Origin of the sequence: Fibrella forsythiae (genome assembly GCF_017353175.1) — a bacterium.
GTDB lineage: Bacteria > Bacteroidota > Bacteroidia > Cytophagales > Spirosomataceae > Fibrella > Fibrella forsythiae.
Map to the genome: position 1 here is coordinate 40,965 of NZ_JAFMYW010000009.1, position 24,665 is coordinate 65,629.

Annotated in this window: 17 protein-coding genes; 10 read left to right on the forward strand and 7 right to left on the reverse strand. The window is 54.4% G+C overall.

The annotated features are described in order from the left end of the window. Positions 1–35: 35 nt before the first annotated feature. From J2I46_RS24735 to J2I46_RS24770, 8 genes are all read left to right on the forward strand, one after another. Positions 36–875, forward strand: coding sequence for a 3-keto-disaccharide hydrolase (locus tag J2I46_RS24735; protein ID WP_207331770.1), 840 nt, complete (start codon positions 36–38; stop codon positions 873–875). A 440-nt stretch (positions 876–1,315) separates the two neighbouring features. Then, positions 1,316–4,354, forward strand: coding sequence for a SusC/RagA family TonB-linked outer membrane protein (locus J2I46_RS24740; protein ID WP_207331771.1), 3,039 nt, complete (start codon positions 1,316–1,318; stop codon positions 4,352–4,354). A gap of 38 nt (positions 4,355–4,392) precedes the next feature. Then, positions 4,393–6,087, forward strand: coding sequence for a RagB/SusD family nutrient uptake outer membrane protein (locus J2I46_RS24745; protein WP_207331772.1), 1,695 nt, complete (start codon positions 4,393–4,395; stop codon positions 6,085–6,087). 47 nt (positions 6,088–6,134) lie between these two features. Next, a complete protein-coding gene (locus J2I46_RS24750; protein ID WP_207331773.1) occupies positions 6,135–9,251 on the forward strand; it encodes a SusC/RagA family TonB-linked outer membrane protein in 3,117 nt (1,038 codons plus the stop codon). Positions 9,252–9,265: 14 nt separating this feature from the next. Continuing rightward, positions 9,266–10,984: a RagB/SusD family nutrient uptake outer membrane protein gene (locus J2I46_RS24755; RefSeq protein WP_207331774.1), complete on the forward strand. Its 1,719-nt coding sequence runs from the start codon at positions 9,266–9,268 to the stop codon at positions 10,982–10,984. A 120-nt stretch (positions 10,985–11,104) separates the two neighbouring features. After that, positions 11,105–11,923, forward strand: coding sequence for a glycoside hydrolase family 16 protein (locus tag J2I46_RS24760; RefSeq protein WP_207331775.1), 819 nt, complete (start codon positions 11,105–11,107; stop codon positions 11,921–11,923). A 126-nt stretch (positions 11,924–12,049) separates the two neighbouring features. Further along, on the forward strand, positions 12,050–13,042 hold the full coding sequence (locus tag J2I46_RS24765; protein WP_207331776.1) for a glycoside hydrolase family 43 protein: 993 nt from the start codon (positions 12,050–12,052) through the stop codon (positions 13,040–13,042). A gap of 188 nt (positions 13,043–13,230) precedes the next feature. Then, positions 13,231–14,343: a glycoside hydrolase family 88/105 protein gene (locus J2I46_RS24770; protein WP_207331777.1), complete on the forward strand. Its 1,113-nt coding sequence runs from the start codon at positions 13,231–13,233 to the stop codon at positions 14,341–14,343. A gap of 41 nt (positions 14,344–14,384) precedes the next feature. Here J2I46_RS24770 and J2I46_RS24775 read toward each other — a convergent pair whose 3' ends face one another. Beyond that, positions 14,385–14,903 (reverse strand): leucine-rich repeat domain-containing protein, encoded by a 519-nt coding sequence (locus J2I46_RS24775; protein WP_207331778.1) that lies wholly within the window; start codon positions 14,901–14,903, stop codon positions 14,385–14,387. A 373-nt stretch (positions 14,904–15,276) separates the two neighbouring features. Between J2I46_RS24775 and J2I46_RS24780 the strand changes: the two genes are divergently transcribed. Then, positions 15,277–16,752 carry a flavin-containing monooxygenase gene (locus J2I46_RS24780; protein ID WP_207331779.1) on the forward strand — a complete coding sequence of 492 codons (1,476 nt, stop codon included), beginning with the start codon at positions 15,277–15,279 and terminating at the stop codon, positions 16,750–16,752. A 162-nt stretch (positions 16,753–16,914) separates the two neighbouring features. Here J2I46_RS24780 and J2I46_RS24785 read toward each other — a convergent pair whose 3' ends face one another. The 5 genes from J2I46_RS24785 to J2I46_RS24805 form a co-directional block, all read right to left on the reverse strand. Beyond that, positions 16,915–17,322, reverse strand: coding sequence for a hypothetical protein (locus J2I46_RS24785; protein WP_207331780.1), 408 nt, complete (start codon positions 17,320–17,322; stop codon positions 16,915–16,917). Beyond that, positions 17,319–17,642 (reverse strand): hypothetical protein, encoded by a 324-nt coding sequence (locus J2I46_RS24790; RefSeq protein WP_207331781.1) that lies wholly within the window; start codon positions 17,640–17,642, stop codon positions 17,319–17,321. Before J2I46_RS24790 ends, J2I46_RS24785 begins: the two co-directional genes overlap by 4 nt. 270 nt (positions 17,643–17,912) lie before the next feature. After that, positions 17,913–19,334 (reverse strand): APC family permease, encoded by a 1,422-nt coding sequence (locus J2I46_RS24795; protein WP_207331782.1) that lies wholly within the window; start codon positions 19,332–19,334, stop codon positions 17,913–17,915. 436 nt (positions 19,335–19,770) lie between these two features. Beyond that, complete coding sequence (locus J2I46_RS24800; protein ID WP_207331783.1) at positions 19,771–20,943, reverse strand: SDR family NAD(P)-dependent oxidoreductase; 1,173 nt, start codon at positions 20,941–20,943, stop codon at positions 19,771–19,773. Between the two features lie 138 nt (positions 20,944–21,081). Continuing rightward, positions 21,082–21,477, reverse strand: coding sequence for an HIT family protein (locus tag J2I46_RS24805; RefSeq protein ID WP_207331784.1), 396 nt, complete (start codon positions 21,475–21,477; stop codon positions 21,082–21,084). Positions 21,478–21,629: 152 nt separating this feature from the next. On the opposite strand from J2I46_RS24805, the gene J2I46_RS24810 reads away from it, so the two are divergent. Beyond that, positions 21,630–22,292 (forward strand): phosphatidylserine decarboxylase family protein, encoded by a 663-nt coding sequence (locus J2I46_RS24810; protein WP_207331785.1) that lies wholly within the window; start codon positions 21,630–21,632, stop codon positions 22,290–22,292. A 104-nt stretch (positions 22,293–22,396) separates the two neighbouring features. Here J2I46_RS24810 and J2I46_RS24815 read toward each other — a convergent pair whose 3' ends face one another. Beyond that, positions 22,397–24,658, reverse strand: a complete 2,262-nt coding sequence (locus tag J2I46_RS24815) for a LamG-like jellyroll fold domain-containing protein (protein ID WP_207331786.1) — start codon at positions 24,656–24,658, stop codon at positions 22,397–22,399. Positions 24,659–24,665: the final 7 nt, after the last annotated feature.

Here is a 24,665-nt window from a genome sequence, read left to right on the forward strand (position 1 = left end):
TCCGCTAAACCAGTTTACATTCACCCCCTGCTTTTATGCGCCAATTACTGCTGCTTACTGCGTTTCTATTTAGTGCTGGCTTCAGCCTTGCCCAGCCGAAAATCAAGCCCAAAGACTGGATTCAGCTGTTCAATGGGAAAGATCTGACCGACTGGCGCGTAAAAATCACCGGTCACCCGCTAAACGATAATTACGGCAATACCTTCCGTATTGTGAATGGGAACATGACGGTCAACTACGATCAGTACGCTGCTTTCGATGAGCAGTACGGGCACATTTTCTACAAAAAACCATTTTCGGCCTATCTGCTGGTTGTCGAATACCGGTTTGTTGGTCAGCAGGTAAAGGGCGGTCCGGGTTGGGCTATCCGGAACAGCGGGGCCATGCTTCATTCGCAGGACCCCAAAACGATGGGGCTAAAACAGGACTTCCCGATCTCGCTGGAAACGCAGTTCCTGGGTGGCGACGGGCAGCACGAACGCCATACGGCCAACCTCTGTACGCCCGGCACAAACGTGGTGCTCGACGGTAAGCTATTTACACCGCACTGCATTGATTCTAAATCGAAAACCTACGCGGGTGAGCAGTGGGTACGTGCCGAAATGCTGGTGCTTGGCGACTCGTTGGTGCAGCATATCATGGACGGCGATACGGTGCTGAGTTATACCAAACCCCAGATCGGTGGGGGCAACGTCAGCAATTTCGACCCCGCCGTGAAGAAAGATGGTCAGCCACTCAAAGAGGGTTACATCTCGTTACAGAGTGAAAGCCACCCCGTTGAATTTCGCAAGGTATCCCTTTTCAATCTGGCGCCTTACATGAACAAGCCAAAGCAACTGGCCGCCGTGCTGCAACAACTGAAGGCGCGTAAGTAGGCGGGGGGCTACGCCCAAACTCAACAAGCAACAACAGCCAGTATCCCGCCGGGGTACTGGCTGTACTTTTTTAAGACGTACCTGATAAGCTCGCCAGCGGGGGGCTGATTGATTTATGTATGAAAATAATGGCATATATAATTCAATGCATTTAAGGTAAAATACTATCAGTCAAAAAGTTACGAAAAATCACTGTTACATTGATTGTTCGGCAAAATCACTGATTGGCTGAATTACACCCCTTTTTTTGGCCAATTCGCCCCCTGAGAGACGATTTACGCCTGTATAGATTTGCATTATTCAATTAATTGATTTCATCGAAAAGAGATAATCAATTACAGGATACATGGCAGAGATCGGCGGATCAGGCCTTGCTATCAGGGTTGTTCGCCCGCTCTTGACATGGCCCAATTGCATTATTCTATACTCCCTCAGACTATATGGTCGACTTACTACACAAGCACAACATTCCTCGTCTTGCGTCATGGTTATTGGCGGTAACCGGCACCGTGCTGCTCTACGCCAGCCCGTATGTAGCGCTGGCGCAACGAACGGGAAAAGACTCAACTACGGTGGTTGCGCCTACCCTCCGACTCCTGGTCATTGACGAAAACGAAGAGCCGCTGACTGGCGTCAAGGTAACTAACCGAACCAGCGGTTTATCGGTCATTTCAGACGGGATAACCGCCCTTGATCTGAGCAGCGCCAAAAAAGGCGACGTGCTCGACCTGTCGGCCTTCGGGTCAATCTTGAGTTCGTATACCGTGGGCGATAACATGGCGCCCGTTCTGGTGCTCAGCTCGAAGAACCCCGCCGTAGCCCGCCTGAAACCAGTACGGCTGCTGTTCAACACGGCTACTCGTGCCGACCTGACCTCGGCGTCGACCCAGGCGGTGTATAACAATGACCTGCAAAAAATGCCGGTTACGTCGGTGCTCAGCGCGCTGTCGGGGCGGTTGGCAGGTTTGGCCACCAACCAGTTCATCGGGCAGCCGGGCAATGATGGCACCCTCACTACGCTCCGCAACCAGAGCCCATTGGTGATCATCGACGGTATTCCCCGGCAGCTAACCGTGTTCGATCTGGAAGAGATCGAGTCGATTACGGCGCTGAAAGATGCGGTGTCGGGGGCCATGCTGGGTGTTCGTGGTTCCAACGGGGCGCTGGTCATCACCACCCGCCGGGGTTCACCCGCCCGTCAGCGTATATCGTTCACGGCCCAAACGGCCATTCAGCAGCCACTCCGGTTCCCAAATCCGCTGAACGCAGCCCAGTATGCCAGCCTGTATAACGAAGCCCTGCGCAACGATGGTCAGGCCCCGGTGTATTCGGATGCCGCCATTCAGGCCTATCAGGACGGGTCAGACCCGTACCGTTACCCAAACGTGAACTGGCGCGATCAGGTGACCAAGCCCTCGTCGCGGTTCGATCGATACACCTTCAGCGCGAGTGGCGGTAATAACTTCTCGAAGTATTTCGTGTCGCTCGATCACATCAACCAGACCGGTCTGCTGCGCGAGAGTGACGCCAACAAGTACAACACGAACAACAACTTCCAGGCTTTCACTGTCCGCTCGAACGTCGATTTGCAGCTGAGTCCTAAACTCTCGGCGGGTATCTACCTGTTGGGCCGGATTCTGAACGGCAACGACGCCGGTTTCGGCACGGGCTCCATCCTGGCCAACGTGCTGCTGACGCCCAATAACGCTTACCCGGTCTTCAACCCGAACGGTTCGTATGGCGGTAGCCAGCAGTACCAGACCAACATCTGGGCGCAGACCGTCGGCTCGGGCTATCAGCAGAACTTCAAGCGCGATATGCTGGCCGATTTCTACCTGAAACGGACGCTCGACGAACTGACGCCGGGCCTCTGGGTACGTGCCATGGGATCATACTATGCCACGCTGTCGGAGAATATTTTCCGGGCTAAAACCTTCGCCGTTTTTCAGCGGAACATCTCGGCTACGGGTGCAGAAACCTACCAGCAATTTGGCAACAACGGCGATCAGGCAAACTCAAATGGTATTGATTACCAGGGTCGTTCCGATTATCTGGAATTCACGCTGGGCTATGATCGCACGTTCGGTAACAACGGGTTCAACGCCCTGCTGCTGGCCAACCGGCAAAACTCGGTGACGGGTTCTGATCTGCCATACACCATCACCGGTACGTCGGGACGGGCGTCGTACAACTACAAACAGAAGTACGTGCTTGAAGCCTCGTTCGGTCTGAACGGCTCGAACCGCTACCCGGATGGTGGACGCACCAAGTATGGTTTCTTCCCGGCGGTGGGTGCAGCCTGGAACATCAACGAAGAAGATTTTCTGAAGCCGTACAACTGGCTGTCGTACCTGAAACTATTCGGTTCATACGGCAAAACCGGCCTCGACAACCCCGGCTATTTCACCTACATCCAGCGGTATTTCGACAGTCCAAGTGCCGTATTCGGGACGGGCGCAGGTGGCAATACGTCGCTCACCGAACAGCCGATTGCCAATTACAATATCACCTGGGAAAAAGCCAACAAGCTGAATCTGGGCTTGCAGGGCGCGGTATTCAATAACCACCTGGGCTTCACGGTTGAGTATTACAATATGAAGTTCTACGACCTGCTGATGCAGCGTGGCCGGAACACGACACTACTGGGCAACACGTACCCGGACGAGAATATTGGCCAGAACCGCTACTCGGGTGTGGATCTGCAACTGAGTTTCCAGCAGGAGAAGAACGGTCTCAGCTATTACGCGACGGTGAACGCGGGTTTCCAGAACACGAAGGTGCTGTTCATGGATGAGGTTTTCCGGCCTTACGACTGGATGCAGCGTACCGGTCAGCGCGTTGGCCAGACCTTTGGCTACATTGCCGATGGCCTGTTTCAGACCGCCGAAGAAGTGAAAAACAGCGCAACGGTGGTGGGCTATACGCCGCAGCCCGGCGACATCAAGTACAAAGACCTGAACGGCGATGGCGTGATCGACCAGCTCGATCAGGCACCGATCGGCAACACGAAACCATCGATTCCGTTTGGCGCCAGCCTTGGTTTCCGCTGGAAAGGGTTCGACGTGTCGGCGCTGGTGCAGGGTGTGGCCAACCGGACCATCTACATGCAGAGCGCGTCTACCTGGGCGTTCCAGAACAACGGATTCGGACAGGCCTACGAGCAGCACATCGACCGCTGGACACCGACCAACACCGACGCCACGTACCCACGCGTCTGGATCGGAACGAACGTGAACAACCAGGCTGTGTCGTCATACTGGATGCGGTCGGGCGATTATGTGCGGCTGAAAAACGTGGAGATTGGCTACACCGTGCCTGTGCATCTGCTGAGCCGGATTCGCGTGCAGTCGATCCGGTTGTTTGCGAACGGTACCAATCTGCTGACGGCGAACAAAGATCAGACCATCGACCCCGAAAGCTACCTGAGCACGTACCCCGTGCAGCGCTTAATCAACGTCGGTCTTAACCTGAAACTCTAGGTGATCGCACCCGCGACCCGAGTAAACTTGTCATGAGCATGTGTAAAAAACTATATATCAGCGTGTTGGTCGTGGCTCTGGCCATGATCGGAAGCGCTTGCGAGCGCGTAGAAACTGAACCCCGCGACTGGATCAAAGAAGATCTGGTGTGGGACGAAAAAGACCGGAACGCGACCCTGGCCGTTTTTTTTCTCAACGATATCTATAACTTCATTCCCGGCGGATTCAACCGGATTGGTACCGGCAACGGCGACTTCCTGGACGCGGGGGCGGGTGATGCCATTCCATCGCGCATTGCCCGGCCCGTTGAATACTACACCAACGGATTCATTAGCGCGGTGAATAACCCCGACCCCTATTGGGGCAACAGCTACGCGGGCATCCGGCGGGTTAATATTTTTCTGGCCAACATCGACCGCGTGCCTGCCACGGCCGCCAGCATCGTGACCTGGAAAGCCGAAGCCCGTTTCATTCGTGCTTACCTGTACTTCGAACTGCTGAAACGCTACGGCGGCGTGCCCCTCATCGGCGACAAGATTTTCACTCTCAACGATGACCTGTCGCTGCCCCGGAACACGTTTGATGAAACCGTCAACTACATCGTGGCCGAATGCGACGTGGTGAAAGCCGACCTGCGCAAAGAACCGGTTTCCGACAACGAATGGGGCCGGGTGCCACGCGGAGCAGCCATTGCCCTGAAAGGCCGAACGTTGCTGTATGCCGCCAGTCCGCTGTTCAACGGGGGAGGCGTAAGCACCGACGCCACGAAGAAGGCGCTGACGGGCTACCCGACCTTCGACGCTACCCGCTGGCAGAAAGCCGTTGACGCGGCCGCCGAACTCATCGCCCTGAACTACTACGCCCTGCAGCCGGTGTACAACAACATCTTCGTGGTGAAGAAGAACACGGAGATCATTCTGGCCAAGCAATCGGGCAACAATACCAGCATCGAAAGCCTGAACGCGCCAGTGGGTTACGGATCGCCAACGGCCAGCCAGGGATTGACCAGCCCCACGCAAAACCTGGTCGACGCCTTCACGACCGACGCCGGTTTGCCCATCACCGACGCCGCATCGGGCTACAACCCGCAGAACCCCTACGCCGCCCGCGACCCGCGTCTGGCCGTCACCGTTTTCGTGAACGGTCAGCGGTGGCTCCAGCGCAACGTGGAGACGTTCGACGGTGGCCGTGACCGGCCCGGTGGCAACATCGTGCAGACCCGGACGGGCTATTACCTGCGCAAGTTCATGGCCGACTTCTCGAACAACACGACCTATACGAACCAGAGCCACAACTTCCCGCTGTTCCGCTACGCCGAAACGCTGCTGAACTACGCCGAGGCCCTGAACGAAGTGGGCCGCACGGAAGACGCCGTGAAGCAGGTAATCGAGATCCGCAAACGGGCGGGCATCAAAGCCGGAACGGCCAGCCGCTACGGCATTGCGTCGGGCATCAATCAGGCCGATCTGCGTGCACTGATCCAGAACGAACGCCGCGTGGAGCTGGCCTTTGAAGAGCACCGGTTCTGGGATGTTCGCCGCTGGAAAATTGCGGAGGCAACCCTGAATGCGCCACTGTTTGGCATGCAGATCACCCGCAGCGCAACCGGTACGCTGACCTACAACAAGGTGCAGGTAGGTACGTCCATCTTCTCGAAACGGCTCTATTACATGCCGTTACCGTACGACGAAACAACGAAGAACCTCAATCTGGTACAGAACGAGGGCTGGTAAGAACCGCCGTTCATGTCATGCTCTTTTCCTCTGTTTCCTTCTGAACTATGAAAACACTAGTATTTATTCTGACTCTTCTCTCGGTACTCGCCAGCCAGGCTGTGTATGCCCAGGGTAGGGTGGTAAGCGGCGTTGTTTCCGACGCCAAAGAAACGTTGCCGGGCGTTACGGTCGTTGAAAAAGGCGCACCCACCAATGGTACCACCACCGACGCTAACGGACAGTACAAACTTACATTGCGCGGTCAGGGCAATGTGCTGGTATTCAGCTCGATCGGTTTTAAGCTGCAGGAAGTTCCGATCGGTAGTCGCAGTACGGTCAACGTAACGCTGGAGGCCGATGAGAACAGCCTCAACGAAGTCGTGGTGGTTGGTTACGGTGAACAGAAAAAACTCACCCTGACCGGCGCTATCAGCTCGGTAAGCGGTGCCGATATTCGGCAGAACCCCGCCGCCAGTTTGCAGAATACGCTGGCTGGTCGCCTGCCGGGTTTCTTCTCGCAGCAGCCATCTGGTCGGCCCGGTGCCGATGGGGCCAACTTCTACATCCGGGGCCTCAGTTCATACAACGGCAACAACCAGCCGCTGATCATTGTTGATGACATCCAGTTTTCGTACGATCAGTTTGCCCGCCTCGACCCCAACGAAATCGAAAGTCTGTCGATCCTGAAAGATGCGTCGACGACGGCGATTTATGGGGTTCGGGGTGCCAACGGTGTTATCGTGGTCACGACCCGGCGTGGTAAAGAAGGCCCGCCGCAGATTGCGGTGCGTCTGGAATCGGCCCTGTCGCAGCCAACGATCATACCAACGTACCTGGACGCCTACAAAAGTGCCAGCCTGTATAACCAGGCGCAGATCAACGATAACACGGCCAACCCAAGCTCGACGTTCAAACCCCGCTTCACGGCCGAAGACCTGGAGCTGTTCCGCAATGGCAATGACCCCTACGGGCACCCCAACGTGAACTGGAAAGACGCGCTCTTCAAGAAATTTGCCCAGCAGTACCGCGCCAACCTCGACCTGTCGGGCGGTACGCAGCGGGTAAAATACTTTGTATCGGTGGGCTACCTGAATCAGGGCGGTATGCTGAAAGACTACGGGCAGGGGCAGGGTGTGAACAGCAACTACTCGTACGAGCGCTACAACTACCGGTCGAACCTGGACATGAATGTGACCAAAACCCTTGACCTGCGCCTGGATCTGTATGGTAACTTCGGGCAGGTGAACACGCCGCAGGTGGGCAGTCCGTTCGGCTATAATGACCTGTTCTACGACTACAGCAGCTTCCTGACCCTGGCTCCGTTTGCCTACCCGCTCTACAATCCGGATGGATCGTATGGCTACAGCACCTGGATTCGCAATGAGAATCCGAACTACAACGTCAACAACGTGATTGGGCGCCTGTCGTACTACGGCTACAACCGCAGTAATGAGAGTAACATCAACTTCATCGCGTCGGCCAAGCAGAAGCTGGGTTTCCTGGCCAAAGGTCTCGACATTCAGGGACGTGCCTCGTACACCAGCAACTACGCCTACACGCGCAGCATGACCCGCGATCAGTTTCCGTCATTTATCTATAATTCGACCGCCAATACGTACGAAGCCCGCGACCCGAACGTGTACCGGGTGCGTCGTTTCTTCATCGGCTACGACCCCCGGAGCACGTCGCGGACGCTGAACATTCAGGCGATCATTAACTACGACCGCACGTTTGGGCAACACCACGTCTATGGTCTGGGCCTCTTTAACCGGAACTCAACCACGGCGGCGAACGGCAACGCGATCTACAACTTCATTCCGAGCAACTTTCAGGGGTATTCGGTGCGGGCTGGCTACGATTACAAAGACCGCTACCTGTTCCAGTTCAACGCCGCTTATAACGGCTCTGACCGGTTCGTGAGCGACAAGCGCTTCGGTTTCTTTCCGGCAGTATCGGCGGGGTGGAACATCTCGGAAGAGCCCTTCTTCAAGAATAACGTACGGGCCGTTGACTTCCTGAAAGTGCGCGGCTCCTACGGACTCGTGGGTAACGACGCCCTTGGCTCGTCGTTCAGCTACTATTATCAGCAGAACTACGCTAACAGTAACGGGGTAACCAACGCCGACTTTGGCTACTCAAGCAACAACTACACGGGTATTGTGGAAGGTACGCTGGCCAACAACGACGTAACCTGGGAGAAAGAGAACAAGCTCGACGTGGCGCTGGAGTTCGGCGTGTTAAACAGTCGCATCACCGGTAGCATCGACTACTTCAACAATAACCGCTACGACATTCTGACCACGCGCGGCACCGTATCGGCCATTTTCGGGCAGGGGTTGCCGCCGGTGAACCTGGGTAAGGTAAACAACCGGGGTTTCGAGCTGGAACTGGGCTACCAAAGCCCGGCCAACAAGCCGCTGTCGTTCTCGATCAAAGGCAACTACTCGTTCGCCAAGAACAAGATCGTGTTCCAGGATGAACCCTCGGCGCTGTATCCGTACCAGACCTTCACGGGCAACAGCATCGGGCAGCAGCGGGTGTACACATTTATCGGCTATTACAAAGATGCCGCCGACATTGCCGCCAGCCCCAAAACGGCGGTGCCGGTTCAGCCCGGCGACCTGAAATACGCTGACCTAAACGGTGATGGCAAGATCGATGGCTTCGACGCCTCGGTGAATGGATTCCCCAATACGCCTAACACGGTGTACGGCATCAACCTGGGGCTTCGCTACAAACGCCTCAGCTTCAGCGCCCTGTTTCAGGGTGCCCGCAACTTTAGTGTGCGTGGCGTAGCCGAATCGATCCGGGCGTTCTCATCGAATCTGACGGAGATTCACGAACAGGCCTGGACACCTGAACTGGGCGACAACGCCAAATATCCGCGCCTGACCCTACTGGGTGGTATCAGCGATCCGTCGGCGTTCCCGTCAACGTTCTGGCTCATTCCCGGCGACTACCTGCGGCTGCGGACGGCGCAGGTCAACTTCGAACTGCCCACCGAGTTCACCAAGCGACTGGGTATTAAAGAGGCGCGCATTTACGTCAACGGCGCTAACCTGTTCACGATCACGAAATTGAGCAAACTCTACCAGCTCGACCCCGAGATCACGACCGCCACTGACCGCGCCAGCTACCCACCCCAACGACTGCTCAACTTCGGCGTAAGCGCCACGTTCTAAGGCATTTCCTGACTATGAAAAAGATACTGATCATACTTTTCCTCCTTACCGCCTCGGTGGCCTGCCAGCAGTCCGACGACTTTCTGGAGCCTAAAACGAGTGCGCTGACCGAAGAACTTGTCTTCACCGACAGCACCCGCACCATGGCGTTTCTGTCGCGGATCTACAGCGATATAGGCTTTAGCTTCGTGAAAGGCCGCTGGGATTCGCACGGCAACACGGAAGAAGCGACCGACGATGCTGAATACAAGTTTTCGGGACCGGGTCAGAAAGCTGTTGTGCTCTACAGCGGCACCGTCAGCCCCACCAACTTCCCGTTCTTCGAGTTCTGGTCGACGCCCTACAACAATATCCGGCGCGTCAATCTGCTGCTCGAAAAGCTGCCCGGCACGCCCCTGTCGGCGCCGCTGAAAGCACGTATGGCCGCCGAAGCCCGGTTTCTGCGGGCCTGGTACTACGACTGGCTGTTGATCAGTTTTGGCGGTGTGCCCCTGATTGGCGATAAGGTGTTCGACATCGAAGACTTCATCAACCAGCCCCGCAACTCGTATGCGGAGTGCGTAACGTACCTGACCACTGAACTCGACGCCGCCGCCGCGCTACTGCCAGCAGCCACCGATTATTCGGAGCAGAATTATGGCCGGGTAACGAAAGGGGCCTGTCTGGCCTTGAAATCGCGGATTTTGCTACAGGCCGCCAGCCCGCTCTTCAATGGAGGGGCAGAAACGACGGATGCCGAACTGGCCAAGATCGTAAGCACGCCCACCTACGATGCCTCGCTCTGGCAAAAAGCGGCCGACGCGGCGCAGGCGGTAATCAACACAGGTACGTATTCGCTGAATGTCGACAACGCCACGGCTCCGGGTTACGGTTTTTCGCAGGTGTTCCTGAAGCGGGTCAACTCCGAATACATCGTGTTCCAGAACCGGGGTGCCAACCGCGACATGGAAGGGTTTTATAATCCGGCGTCGCGCGGGGGAGCCAACAACGCCATGCCCACGCATAACCTGGCCGAGGCTTTCCCGATGCGTAACGGCAAACCCATCACCGATGCCACGTCGGGTTACGACCCGAAGAACCCATACCTGAACCGTGACCCACGGTTTGGCTACAGCATCATCTACAACGAATCGCCGTATTACCTGCCATCGGCCAACGCCTTGTCGCCTGTATTGACCTACGAAAATGCCCCGACCGACGGGTTCACATCGGCGGGTCAGACAACGGGGTACTACAGCCGGAAGATGTGCGACGTGAATATTTCGGCCAACAGCAGCTTCAATACCAACCGGGGATGGCCGTTGCTCCGCTACGCCGAAATACTGCTAAACTACGCCGAAGCGATCAACGAAGCCGGACAGCCAGCGCTGGCGTATCCCAAGCTGATCGAACTGCGGAGCCGGGCGGGTATTCTGCCGGGATCGGATAATCTGTACGGCCTGAAAGCCAACATGACCAAGGAGGAAATGCGCGAAGTGGTTCGTACCGAGCGCCGCATTGAACTGGCCTTTGAAGATCACCGCTGGAATGACATCCGTCGCTGGAAAACGGCTATGGTGGTCAACAACGGTTTCAACAAGCGGATCCGGATCGTAAAATCGGGCACAACCTATACCTACGAGGTGGTCAACTCGATTCGTCAGCATAACTTCCGCCCCGAAATGTACCTGCTCCCCATTCCCGATTCAGAAGTACGCAAAGCCCCGGCGATGCGTCAGAATCCGGGGTGGTAGGGGAGTGCAATATATTGGTTAACAGTAAATTGCGTTTGCGGATTGCTTCGCGTATGGATAGCTTCGCGAGACGTGCCCTTCGACAAGCCACACAGCAAAAAACTTTTCAACAACTATCCAGTGAACCGGTTCCTCTTCTTCACCTTATTGCTGCTAACCCAAGCCAGCTACGGTCAGCCAACTGACTGGAAACTGGTGTGGTCCGACGAATTCAACACCGACGGCGCGCCTGACCCGAAGAACTGGACGTTCGAGCAAGGGTTTACCCGAAACCACGAATTACAGTGGTATCAGCCGGATAACGCCCGCTGTGAAAACGGCCTGCTCATCATCGAAGCTCGGAAAGAGAGTCGCCCCAATCCGAATTACCAGCCCGATAGCCGGAACTGGAAAACCAACCGTCCGACCATTGATTACTCGGCGGCAAGCCTGCAAACGAACGGACTACACAGCTGGCAATATGGCCGCTTCGAGATGCGGGGCCGAATCGACACCAGTCCCGGTCTCTGGCCTGCCTTCTGGACGCTCGGTGTGGCGGGCGAGTGGCCTTCCAACGGCGAGATCGACATTATGGAATATTACCGGGACATGCTGCTGGCGAACGTCGCCTGGGGAACGTCGAAAAAATACACGGCCAAATGGAGTACCACCAAAAAGCCGATGGCATCATTCAACGACCCGAACTGGTCTACCAAATTCCACGTCTGGCGTATGGATTGGGACGAAACGGCCATTCGTCTCTACGTAGATGATCAGTTGCTGAACGAGGTGATGCTCACCGAAACGATCAATCAGGATGGCACCGGGAAGAACCCATTCCGCCAGCCACATTATATCCTGCTGAACCTAGCCATCGGCGGCGATAACGGCGGCGACCCAGCATCCACCAAATTTCCAAACCGGTACGAGGTTGATTATGTGCGGGTGTATCAGAAGTAAGCTGAGTACGTTGCTTTTGTGATGTAGGTTGCTTTCGCCTAGTCGAAGGGCCAGGCGAAAGCAACCTATAGCGCGAAGCAAAAACGCCCCAACATCACCAACCTAAAAATATCAAAAACGCACAGTATGAAAATCATCCAACTCGCCGCACTGGCCATAACCCTCTGGGCGAATGTCTGCGTGGCACAGGCCCCGGAAGCCAAATCGATAGCCTCGTTCAAACCCGGTGAACGCTGGTACGATGACAAGGGTGAACTGATCAACGCCCACGGCGGTGGCTTGCTGTTCGACAAAGGCACGTATTACTGGTTTGGCGAAAACAGAGGTCAGTCGGCGTCGCAGGGTATTTCGGTGTATTCGTCGAAAGACCTGCATACCTGGAAAGCAGAAGGCATGGCATTAGCTAAATCGAACGACCCGCAGAGCGAGATTGCTGTGGGTGGGCTCATGGAACGGCCCAAGGTGATTTACAACCCGAAGACGAAGAAGTATGTGATGTGGTTTCACCTCGAATTGCCGCGTCAGGGCTACAACGCTGCCCGCGCTGGCGTGGCCGTCAGCGATAAAGCCACGGGCCCATACACGTACCTGACCAGTTTCCGGCCCAACGGCCACATGTCGCGCGACATGACGCTGTATGTCGATGAGGATGGCTCGGCTTACCACATCTACTCAGCCCGCGAAAACTACGACCTGCGCATCACCAAACTGACCGACGATTACCTGGGCGCCACCACGCAGGATACGCTCCTGTTCAGCAATCACCGCGAGGCACCGGCCATTTTCAAGAGAAACAAGCAGTACTACCTCATCACCAGTGGCTGCACGGGATGGGCACCTAACAAGGCCAGCCTGCACGTGGCATCGTCGTTATTCGGGCCCTGGCAACTGGTGGGCGACCCCATGCGCGGCCCGATGGCTGAGAAAACCTTCGACGGCCAATCGACCTATATCTTGCCGGTGCAGGGAAAGAAAGACGCTTTCATTTTCATGGCCGATCGCTGGAATCCGAAAGACCTGAAAGACAGCCGCTACCTGTGGCTCCCGATCAAATTTGAAAACAACCAGCCCATCGTTGACTGGATGGATACCTGGGATCTGGCGTTCTGGACGAAGTAGAGACGGCCGCGTATCGGAGATATAGCTTGTATGTTTCTTGCTTTGGTATGTCGCTTTCGCGTTTATTGCTTACGCCTAGTCGAAGGGCCACGCGTAAGCAATAAACGCGAAAGCGACATACCAAAGCAAGAAACATACACGCCAATACGTAACAGCGCGAAGCACACAAACAATCACCCCGCCACCCGATGAAACGCTACACCACGACCCTCTTCCTCCTGATCAGCTTTGCGCTCGTTGCGCAGAAGAAACCAGTCGCGGCTGATGTGTTAAGCGCCGTTCAGCGTGCCAACGAGTATTGGCAGGCAACGTACCCAACCCATGGCCGCGCTTTCTGGGACAATGCCGCCTACCATACCGGCAACATAGAGCTGTATTCGCTGACTAAGAACGACGCTTACCGTCGCTATTCCGAGGCTTGGGCCGAGCATAATCAGTGGATGGGTGCTAAGGAACCGGATAAGGCGAAGTGGAAATACAGCTACGGCGAAACGGATGAATACGTTCTCTTTGGCGACTGGCAAATCTGCTTCCAGACCTACATCGACCTCTATACCCTCAACCCTGACCCGAAAAAAATTGCCCGCGCCCGCGAGGTGATGGACTACCAGATGAGTACATCGAAAAACGATTACTGGTGGTGGGCCGATGGCCTCTATATGGTCATGCCCGTGATGACCAAGCTCTATAAGCTGACCGGCAACACACAGTACCTGGATAAACTGCACGCGTATTTCACCTACGCCAACAGCATCATGTACGACCAGGAGGCCGGGCTGTATTACCGCGACGCCAAGTACATTTATCCGAAGCATAAAAGTGGCAACGGCGGTAAGGATTTCTGGTCGCGCGGCGACGGCTGGGTATTCGCCGGACTGGCTAAAGTGCTGAAAGATCTGCCGAAAAACGACCCGCACCGCGCCGAATACATCGATACGTACAAACGCATGGCCGACGCCATCATCAGCGCACAGCAACCCGACGGCTACTGGACTCGTAGCCTGCTCGACCCCACGTTTGCGCCCGGCCCCGAAACCAGTGGCACCGCGTTCTTCACCTACGGCCTGCTGTGGGGCATTAACAACGGCTACCTGAAAAAACGAACGTACCTGCCCGCCGCCCTGAAAGGCTGGACGTACCTGTCGACGGTGGCCTTGCAGCCCAACGGAAAGATCGGCTACGTGCAGCCCATCGGCGAAAAAGCCATTCCTGGCCAGGTGGTCAACGCTAATTCAACCACCAACTTCGGCGTCGGCGCATTCTTATTGGCGGGCAGCGAGCTGTATCGTTTCCTGAAGTAAAACGGGTAATTGACGCATCAACTAATACCTCTGCGTGGCCACTACTTCTGTAGTAAATCATCGAATGACGCAATTATTTTTACGTCAGGTTTGAGTGACTTTTTTATGAGTGTCAAGTTGTTCAGTACGTTTTTAGCACCAACTATATACAGCGTCTTAAGATGTGGCAGTTGTTTTAATTTATCTAGTTCGTTTACAATATCCAGTTCGACGTTGAACGATACATCCAAGATTACTAGATCATTGAGATGGACAATAGAATTTGGCAGCGATTTTAGCTGATTAAACGAAAGGTAAAGGCTTCTTAATTTTGTTAGTCTAGCTATTTTTTCCGGAAGTTCGCTCAACTCATTTGTACTGTCAGCAATGGCACTCAAGGGTGGGTAGAAAACCACGTTTCCAGGACCAAGATTCAAGCTACGAGTAGCTGGCTTATTAAATACTGAATCTGGGATTGACTTGAGTTTAAGTCCTTGAAGATTAATCAGTGTGTCAACTGTTGAGTGCTGCCCAAAGGCTACTGTGCCCGTAAAAAAAATACAAAAAATAATGAACTTCATCTAGTAGTTAGGGTTTTAAAAAATTGCGTATGGTATGAAACTTGCAGCTTGAAACAGCTCAACAAATTTCGTCTTTCCATTCCGTTGCTAAAGCCTCTACATAACAAACGAAATTTGTTGCGTCACTTATTTTGTGAATGTGTATTCTGGGTGACAGTCCCCAAAGTCAACATTTTCGTAACAATGATTGTGCGCAAATCAGTACTTCCTTTGTTTTAGAGTCGTAGAGCGTGCAATTACCGTTCACTTCCTGAAAAAAACAGCTTGAATTCAACATTGACGTGCAATTAGCCTAATCGTTCGTTCGTGACGCCATTCATCCGCACTGTGGCCTAGCTTTGTGCCATCGTACCGTTTACAAACCCTCCGTTGAATGACTGCCGCTTCATTTTCTGATAAACCCCCGCTCGATGTGCTCATTATCGGGGCGGGCATTTCTGGCATTGGCATGGCCTACTGGTTGCAGAAAAAGTGCCCGAATAAGCAGTTTGCCATTCTCGAAGGCCGGGACACGATAGGGGGCACCTGGTCGCTGTTTCGCTACCCCGGTATCCGCTCCGACTCCGATATGTTCACCTTCGGCTATCGGTTCAAGCCCTGGCAAAATCCGCAGTCGTTGTCGGACGGAAAAACCATACTAACGTACCTGACCGAAACCGTGACCGAAAACGGCATCGGCAAGCACATCCGTCTTGGGCACAAGGTGCTTGAAGCTAACTGGTCGGACAAGGACCGGCTCTGGACGTTGCTGGTGCAGCGAAATGGCGAAAATACCGAGCTGCAATGCCGGTTTTTGAGCGTTTGCAGCGGTTACTATAATTACGAACAAGCCCACCGACCGCATTTCCCGGGTGAAGAAAGCTTTAGGGGACCGCTGGTTATTCCGCAGTTCTGGCCCGAAGACCTCAACTATCGCGACAAGAAAGTAATCGTGGTGGGCAGTGGCGCTACGGCCGTTACGCTGGTGCCCGCCATGGCCGACCGTGGCGCTGCCCACGTGACCATGTTGCAACGATCGCCCACGTATGTCATGAACCTGCCGAACCGCAACGGCGTATTTGCGGGTCTGAAGAAAGTACTGCCCAACCAATGGGCCTACCGACTCACGCGGTGGATGAACCTGACCTTGAGCATGGCCTCATTTGTGCTCGCGAAGTGGTTTCCCCGTCAGGCCAAATCGTTCATCATGAAAGCCGCGGCCCGGCAGCTGCCGCCCGGTTTTCCGGTCCACAAACATTTCAACCCGACTTACAACCCCTGGGATCAGCGCCTTTGTGTGGTGCCCGATGGCGACCTGTTCGCGAGCATCAGCAGCGGCAAAGCCTCGGTGGTGACCGACCAGATTGAGCGGTTCACCGAAATGGGCATTGTGCTGGCGTCGGGGCAGGCACTGGAGGCGGATATCATCGTGCTGGCCACGGGCCTGACGATCCGGCTCATGGGCGGCACCCAAATTAAGGTCAATGGGCAACTCATACAGCCGCAGGATGCCATGATCTACAAAGGCATGATGGTCAGCGACGTACCTAATCTGGCCTACGCCTTTGGCTACACCAACGCATCGTGGACCCTGAAAGTAGACCTGACGGCCAACTACATCTGTAAGCTGCTGAACTACATGGATCGTCATCATTATGAGGTGGTGAAACCAATCCGGCAAAACCTGATGTCGGAAGAACCCTTCCTGAACCTGAATTCCAGCTACATACAGCGGGCGGCTGCCGTTTTGCCCAAACAGGGCGCCAAACGGCCCTGGCGCGTATACCAGAACTACCTGGCCGACATGCTTACGACTCGTTTCGGACGAATTGCCGATGGCGTACTAACGTTCCAGCGTAAAGTGTCCTGATGAAATTGGTGATGCCTGTTCAACGACCGGTTAGGCAGGCACCCGTACGGGGCTGCGGCAAACTCCACCTATGGGATCGTTGCGGTTTATCGTAGGCTGATTGACAATAAATGGTCTGTAGAGCGCTGATCGTTCCGGCTGGGTACGTTGCTTATGGCGGCATTACTCATAATTCAGGTACGTCACCTGCGGGCAAATGTGGCAGGCCGAGGCTCCTTCCTGCATGAACCATCGACACGACGGGCGGATGCCACAACTGGGCAAAATAGCCGCCTGTGTGGCCTGAAGGCGCTCCAGGGCGCTTGCCACAACGCTGCAACCACCCGCTCCCCATTTGGTGCAGCCTTTTTCAACACATTTATTCACGAACCGAAACCGTTCTTCGGCGGGGCCGGTAGCAGTAGCGGCCTCCACAAAATCGGCTGTAACGGGCAGTGGCTCGGCTAGTAAACGAATGCCGCCTTCCTGCCGCACTAATCCTAATAGCTGCGACCCCTCACGAAGCGGGGCCGACGGGCATAACGGCCGTGATTCGGTCGTTAGAGGCCCGTTTTTTGGCCGCGAGTTCATTTACCAACCTGCGTTTGATTGATCTGCTCGATCCCCGCTCCTAATACCTGCTTATTGTCGAGGGTACGTTGGAAAATAGGGCCAAAATCGTGGCGGTTGATCAGGCGTGACCAGTCGCCACCGTCGATGCGGATCACCTTGCCGAACAGCCCGTTACCGCCCGTTGCAGCAGCGCCCCCATTGGTTTTACCGGTCAGGTTTATTTCGCCCAGCTTCCGCATCAATGTGTTGTTCAGCGCCAGACTGATCTCTTGCCGAACGTCTTCGGGTAATTCAAGGCCCTTCACGTCGAGTGTGAAGGTGGCAGCTTTCATATCCATGTTGGTTGTGGTTTAGGATACGATTCCTACTCGGTTAAAGGATTTTCGGATGCTCCTTGTCGGTGGTCCTTTTTTGACAGGATTCTATTCAGCGGGAGCAAATAGAAAACCCTGCCCTGATAATCCTGTCGGAAGAGAACCACCGACGCTACAAACGTACCGGCTTCAGAGACATCGTTTTAGCGTAAAAAAACGCCTTCTTGTGAAAGGCGTTTTCGGGTAGTTCAGGAAGAGCCGTCGCGTACTTGTACGGGTAATGACCCCTTTTCCTCAAGCCGATTTGTTTCGATTCCAGTAGAAGTAGAACGGAACGCCGGTTGCCATCAGCCCGAGGCCGACGAGGGCTTCCTCAGGACGGTTGATGAGCGTATTGATGACGAGGTAAGCGCAGAAAGCGATAAACAGCGCCGGTACCACCGGGTAGCCAATCACGCGGTAAGGACGTTCGGCGTTGGGCATCCGGCGGCGCAGCACAAACACACCCACCGTGGTGGCCCCGTAGAAAATGAAGGCCGCGAAAATCAGCATGTCGGTCAGCGTATCGAACGAGCCGGAGAGCACCATCAGGGTAGTCCAGGCGGCTTGCAGCACCAGCGAGCGCGATGGTGTCTGGAATGTAGGGTGCATGTAATCGATACGTCTGAAAAACTGTCCGTCTTTCGACATGGCGTAGAACAGACGTGAGGCCATCAGAATGGTGATGCTGCAACAGTTGAAGGTCGTTACCAGCAGCAGGCACGAGATGATCAGCGACCCTGTTTTCCCGCCCATCAACTCCGCCACCGATACGGCCGCGATGCTGTTGGGGCTTAGTTTCAGCGCGGCCAGATCATGTACCGGCATCACATACAGGTAAATCAGGTTCATAAGCAGATACAGGCCCATGATCGACAACGTACCTATCGTGAGTGCCCAGGGCAGATTGCGTGATGGTTTTTCGATCTCGCCACCAATGTAGCCCACTGTGTTCCAGCCTTCGTAGGGCCAGAACGCACTCAGACAGGCCAGTGCCATAGCGCTGATCAATGACTTGCCGGTTAGACCCGTATCAACCGGTTGTAGATTTTCTATGCTCCCGACACTCGAAAACAAGCCAAATACGATGAAGCCCAGCATTACGGCAATCATAATGGCGGTCAGAAACCGACTGATGGCTTCGCCCGTTTTCAGACCCCGGATGTTGAAGGCGGTTTGTCCCCAGACGAGCAGAATGGCCAGGAGTTTTACGCTCAGGTTATCGAGCGGATGCAGGCCCAGCACGTTTACCTCGGCCCACGATGCGGGCGTGACCGGCAAGGCTACCAGCGAATTGACCGACTGGGCGAACACATAGGCGATAGACGCGATCGAGGCCGTGCGGATAACGGCGAAGTTGGTCCAGCCGAAAAGGAACGCGAAAAAACGGTTGTAGATGACCCGGAAATAGACGTACTCACCCCCTTCGCTGGCCAGCATACTGGCCACTTCAGCGTTGCTCAACGTACCTGCGAGGCTGACCAGCCCGGCAAGGAACCAGGCCGCCAGCACCAGCGTTGGCGATCCCAATTCCGCCGACATCGGTACCACTTTTTTGAACACCCCCGTGCCAACAACGGAGCTAATGACAAAGATGATGGCCGACAGCAACCCTATCTTAGGGCGGTTAGTTAATTCGGTGGCAGGCGAGGAAGGCCCGGCAGAAGCAGGTGTCAAAACGGCGTAACGATTAAAGTCCAGTGTCCAAGATAGCGAGGATCGGTGAACATTGAGCCTCAACAAGTGCGGGTAGCCTCAATTTGCCGTTTCTATATAGAGTTTCTTCCTGATCTTCGGCGATACCTGGAAAGGTATTGGGAGGCAACAAGGTCAACCTCATACGGTTCTGTCGGCCTGCTGTTCCGGTACAAGGAAACCAAAACGCCCTGACGCTCTAACTGGGATTCTCTGAAACCACAATACGCTATAACAGCCTGCCAATCATACCCGGCGTGCTGTTATAGCGTATTGCTTTTATAAGGGCTTACTTATAAACTACCGATAGTATGGCCCGATGGGCCGCTCCGGTTTATATAAGCAAGCCCGTCTGTTTTTACAGAGCAGAGCCACCCGTCATACTCGCTGCTCCCGAATGCTCTGTCTATACGTTGCTTTAGTTCACCGCATGCAGCACCGTATCTTTCAGATCACCAAAGCTGCTCCGGGCCTTACCCGTCAGGTTTTCAACTTTGTCAGCTACACCATCTCTCAACGAGCTGGCTTTGTCGGTTACGCTATCTGTCAACGAGCTGGCTTTGTCAGCTACTGAATCTTTCAGGCGACTGGCTTTATCGGCCAGGTTATCTTTCAAACTAGCCGCTTTATCTGAGGCGCTGTTTTTCAGGCGGTTGCCTTTATACCGGTAGCGGGCTTCGTCGTATTCCCGCTCGGCGGCATTGTGGGTCTTCCAGGCCGACAAGACAACCAGACCGGCAATGGCCAGTGCGGCAATGCCCAGGCTCATCGCAATGCTGTGTGATTCCTCTTCTTCATTAGTAGACTTCATGTCGCGGCGCGATGAACTGGTCACGGCTGAGTCGGGCAGGAGGTGGGCCATGGCTACGGAAGCTTTATTGGCTGTGCCGTGCACCACTTTGTCTTTGCCGCTCATCAGGGCATCGTAACCCGTTTTGGCTACGTCGGCAGCGGGTGTTTCGCGCGCCTTTTCCTGTGCTTTGGTGTTTGAGGCACCGGCTTTATTGAAGAAATCGGTATCGGTAGCGCCGGGCATCAGTACGGTCAGCGACACGTTTGTGTCTTTGATCTCGTTGCGCAACGCTTCTGAGAATGAATAGATAAATGATTTGGTAGCGCCATATACGGCCATCAGCGGGTTTGGAATGACCGAGGCTACTGAACCCAGCATCAGAATCTTACCGTCGTTGCGATCCACCATGTCTTTCAGGAACAACTTAGTGAGCTTCACCAGCGCAATCACGTTGATGTGAATGATGTCGATCTCTTTCTGCAAGTCGGTCTCGGTTGCAAACATGCCGTATTCACCCATACCGGCGTTGTTCACCAGCACATCGACCTGAAGGCCCTGTTGCTTCACTTCATCGTATACTTCCTGGCCGGCCTTATCGCTGGCCAGATCTTTAGCGATGAGTGTGGTTTTAACACCAAACTGAAGTTCGTAGCTCTGGGCCAGTTGTTGCAGACTGTCGTCGCTGCGGGCTACGAGAATGAGGTTATAGCCATCTTTGGCGAAAAGGTTGGCGAGTTCGCGACCAATACCGCTGGTAGCTCCCGTTACAAGGGCTGTTTTTCCGTTCTGAGTTTCCATTGTTGAGATTTAGTTGATTACTCACCTAAAACAACAGCCTACTCAGAAAAGGGTTTTTTTCAGTTATCAATGAACAGTGACCAACACCAGCGGCTCCGCTAAAGAACGTACCTGAGCAGCGCAGCTAACGGGGCACGATCAACTGCCAAGATGGCTCCGGATTTTTGCGGCGGTTTCGGCTAGTTCTTCCTGGCTGGGTTTGATCTTGTGGGTGAAATCCATGTCGGCCAGCGAGTTCATCGGAATCAGGTGAACATGGGCGTGGGGAACCTCCAGGCCAATCACGGCCACGCCGATTCGCTTGCAGGGCACCGCTTTCTCGATAGCGGGGGCCACTTTTTTTGCGAAGGCCATCAGACCGGCATACAGGTCATCATCGAGGTTGAAAAGGTAATCTACTTCCTGCTTGGGCACCACCAGCGTGTGGCCCAGTGTAGTAGGCATAACGTCGAGAAAAGCCAGAAACTGGTCTGTTTCGGCAATTTTGTGGGCGGGAATTTCCCCGGCAATGATGCGTGAGAAGATTGAGGCCATAAGGCAGCGGTATGAGTTTATGCCTGCAAAGATGGGGCAACAAATTTCGAATTTTCGCTAGATTCCTACTGATTCGGTAAGCAACTCGATCTTATGAATTGTTCATTGTGTATTCAACTGTAGTTTTGCCTTTTCCTTTTAACAAACTGACTATGCGACTTCACCGCGAAGGCACCACTATTATGCTGACCACAGCCTTGGTGTTGCTGGGCCTTAACCTGTCTGCCTACTATTTCCTATTCCGTCAGAACTCTACAGCTATGTGGCTGCTGGGCCTTGTTAGCCTGGTGCTGTTTCTGCTGATCGTGCAGTTTTTTCGCATCCCCAAACGGGCGCATACGCTGGACGAAAAGCTGGTGATCGCTCCCGCCGACGGTACGGTTGTGGTGATCGAGGAAACGGTAGAGAGTGAATATTTCAAAGACAAACGTCGGCAGGTATCCATCTTCATGTCGCCGCTGAACGTACACGTTAACCGCAACCCCCTGTCGGGCATTGTGAGCTATTTTCGGTATTACCCCGGCAAGTACCTGGTGGCCTGGCACCCTAAATCGAGCACCGATAATGAGCGGACAACTGTTGTCATTAAGCAGGAGAACGGCATCGAAGTGCTGATGCGCCAGATTGCCGGTGCCCTGGCGCGGCGGATTATCTGGTATGTAAACGAAGGCGATACCGTGAAACAGACCGAAGAGATGGGCTTTATCAAGTTCGGCTCACGGGTTGATCTGTTCCTGCCGCTCGATGCCAAAATCAACGTGACTATGGGCCAGAAAACCAAAGGAGGCGTTACCGTTGTAGCTGAACTGAAGTAGCCTGTACGGCACATCTGCGGGTTTTTCCTAAAAAAAGCGGTGGTTCTACCCATGAGGCGAACCACCGCTTTTTTTAGGAAAAACCCGCAGATGCCTGCCCCGGTTTACCGATTGCCCATCAGCGTTACCGGTGCTGACTGCCCGACGGATGCTGGCTGACTGGCGGTAGTGCGTCCGCTCCGTTTGGCCCGTAGGTACAGTTCGTTGATCTCGGCTTCAGACAAGGTGCGGTTATACAGGCGGTATTCATCGAGCTTGCCATCATACTGATAATCGCCGTTATGTGGATCGAACCCGAAATACAGTGTTTGTAATCGATTCATCGTCAGGAAATCACACCGCATAGAGCTGACCAGTTTACCATTGTAGTAGGTACGTTCGAAGCCATTGCCAAACGATGATACCACATGGACGTACCCGTTCACGTTGTCGTTCGGGGTGTAATCGTAACTGGTGCGGCAACTCGCCCGGTCTGCGTATCCGCCGGTACTGAAGGCATCTGCGGCAAAAAAACCGGAGGCTAGCCAGGAGCCATCATCCTTGTCGTAGGTGGTATAGATTTCGGTGCGTTTCGTGTTGTCAGGTACGTTGCGTTTCACCCAGTAAGAGGTTGTCCACAGGCTGTTGAGGGTGGTGTTGACCGGCACCACGGCTCCGCTGGCCAGATAACCTGTATGTTTCACTTCCATTGCCTTTCCCGTTACGCCATCGGCATAGGTAAGGGTGCCTGTTACTTGTGGCGTTGCTTTTAGCGACCCGCCAGGTGTCAGACTGTTTTCAAAGCTGAAACTGAGCAGCAGCCCCTTGTCGAGCTCAATGGTAGCGCCCGGGAAATACGGGTAGCTCATCACCGAAGCCCCCGTGCTGATGTCGTAAACAAAATCGGCGATGTTATAGCCTTTAATGAGCAGATCATATGCTTTCAACCAGGGCGATGCATTGCTGTAAAACTGGTTAATCCTGTCAAGTACCAACTGTTCGCTGGCCTGGCCTACAATCAGGTCGCGGGCCCACTCGCGCATAGCCGAAACCAGCAGGGTCTGGTTATCAGGGTCGGCGAAGAAATCATAGGCGCTTTCGCCGGTTTTTCGCAGCAGTTTTTTCAGGAAATCTTCGTCGACCTGTTCATTGTTAAACAGTAATTCCCGCCAGTCTGTCTGAACGGTCTGATCACGAATAAACGAGTCGAGCAGGTTAATCAACAGCTTACGATTGCTGCCTTCTATCTTCTTGCCAACGAAGCTCTCGGCACTTATGTCGAAGCCGATCAACATTTCCATCAGTGGAATAACACCGTTGAATGCCGCCGACAAGGCGCTTGGCAGCATCATGCGGCGGAACGCCCTATCCTGCTCAGCGGTTGAGCCTTTCGGAAACGATCGGAACCCCAAACTGTACAGGTTTACATCGACCCGATCGAAGGTCTGGGTTTCGCTGGTGAGCGTTGGTGAAGCATACACATTTCGCTGCTTGTTGGCATAGCGGTTGTAAATGTCGACAATGCCATAGTCGTCGGGCGAGGGAACAAGGTACTTTGTAAAATCGGCGTCGCGGGTCAGGTCAAAGGCGTCGGATTGGCTCAATTGGCCGTTTTTGTATTTATCGACTGCAATCATTACCCACCGCCGCCGCGAGTTTTCAAACTGGAAGGTGAGTTTACCTGTACTTTTTTCCTCCGAAAAGGTATTGAACCGAATTCCGTTGACGTCATCGGCGGGAAGCGTCACCCGGGTGAAAAACTGGGCGTCCAGCTCCTGCCAGGCCTTCACCAGGTCGAACCGTTTGAGGTTAAGCGGGTCGAGCAGGTTGGGTATAAACGAGGCCGTGGTAACGCCGGTCATGTAATTGGTCAGGTCATCGTAGAGCTTGCGGGCGGTGGCTGACCCCTGCACCTTGTCGCGGATGGTTTTGTTGTCGTCGGGGTCGGCCGTCAGCAGCGTAGGCGACATCAGCAATAAGGTGTTGGCCGTAGTCTGGACGTTGATACTGAGGCTGGTTGGGTTATCGTATTTGGTATTTACCTGTGCCATACAGACCGGCCTGTTTTCCGCGTCGAGGCCCATGATCACCTGAACAGCATTCTGGGTAAGACCAATTTTAAACTCACCATACGTACCCGACTGCCGGGCACCCTGCCGCCCGCCACTTTTAGTTAACGTACCTACGTTGAGGCCCGCCACAAACCGAATCTTGCTCAGGTCGACCTGCCCCGGCAGATCAACCTGAACGGTGGCGCCAACCTGTCCTGGATTGGGTATGGTGGCGGGCGTAACGGGGGCTGTGGTGTTGGGTTTACATTGTGGCAGGCACCAGGCCAAGATCAGCAGGCTGGTCCAGGATATGTAGCGGCGAAACGTGGGTTGCATGGGCGTT

What these genes read in the sequence shown, in the direction of transcription:
- J2I46_RS24735 (WP_207331770.1), top strand. Translation starts at nt 36, where the DNA reads ATGCGCCAATTACTGCTGCTTACTGCGTTTCTATTTAGTGCTGGCTTC.
- J2I46_RS24740 (WP_207331771.1), top strand. Translation starts at nt 1,316, where the DNA reads ATGGTCGACTTACTACACAAGCACAACATTCCTCGTCTTGCGTCATGG.
- J2I46_RS24745 (WP_207331772.1), top strand. Translation starts at nt 4,393, where the DNA reads ATGTGTAAAAAACTATATATCAGCGTGTTGGTCGTGGCTCTGGCCATG.
- J2I46_RS24750 (WP_207331773.1), top strand. Translation starts at nt 6,135, where the DNA reads ATGAAAACACTAGTATTTATTCTGACTCTTCTCTCGGTACTCGCCAGC.
- J2I46_RS24755 (WP_207331774.1), top strand. Translation starts at nt 9,266, where the DNA reads ATGAAAAAGATACTGATCATACTTTTCCTCCTTACCGCCTCGGTGGCC.
- J2I46_RS24765 (WP_207331776.1), top strand. Translation starts at nt 12,050, where the DNA reads ATGAAAATCATCCAACTCGCCGCACTGGCCATAACCCTCTGGGCGAAT.
- J2I46_RS24770 (WP_207331777.1), top strand. Translation starts at nt 13,231, where the DNA reads ATGAAACGCTACACCACGACCCTCTTCCTCCTGATCAGCTTTGCGCTC.
- J2I46_RS24775 (WP_207331778.1), bottom strand. Translation starts at nt 14,903, where the DNA reads ATGAAGTTCATTATTTTTTGTATTTTTTTTACGGGCACAGTAGCCTTT.
- J2I46_RS24780 (WP_207331779.1), top strand. Translation starts at nt 15,277, where the DNA reads ATGACTGCCGCTTCATTTTCTGATAAACCCCCGCTCGATGTGCTCATT.
- J2I46_RS24785 (WP_207331780.1), bottom strand. Translation starts at nt 17,322, where the DNA reads ATGAACTCGCGGCCAAAAAACGGGCCTCTAACGACCGAATCACGGCCG.
- J2I46_RS24790 (WP_207331781.1), bottom strand. Translation starts at nt 17,642, where the DNA reads ATGGATATGAAAGCTGCCACCTTCACACTCGACGTGAAGGGCCTTGAA.
- J2I46_RS24800 (WP_207331783.1), bottom strand. Translation starts at nt 20,943, where the DNA reads ATGGAAACTCAGAACGGAAAAACAGCCCTTGTAACGGGAGCTACCAGC.
- J2I46_RS24805 (WP_207331784.1), bottom strand. Translation starts at nt 21,477, where the DNA reads ATGGCCTCAATCTTCTCACGCATCATTGCCGGGGAAATTCCCGCCCAC.
- J2I46_RS24810 (WP_207331785.1), top strand. Translation starts at nt 21,630, where the DNA reads ATGCGACTTCACCGCGAAGGCACCACTATTATGCTGACCACAGCCTTG.
- J2I46_RS24815 (WP_207331786.1), bottom strand. Translation starts at nt 24,658, where the DNA reads ATGCAACCCACGTTTCGCCGCTACATATCCTGGACCAGCCTGCTGATC.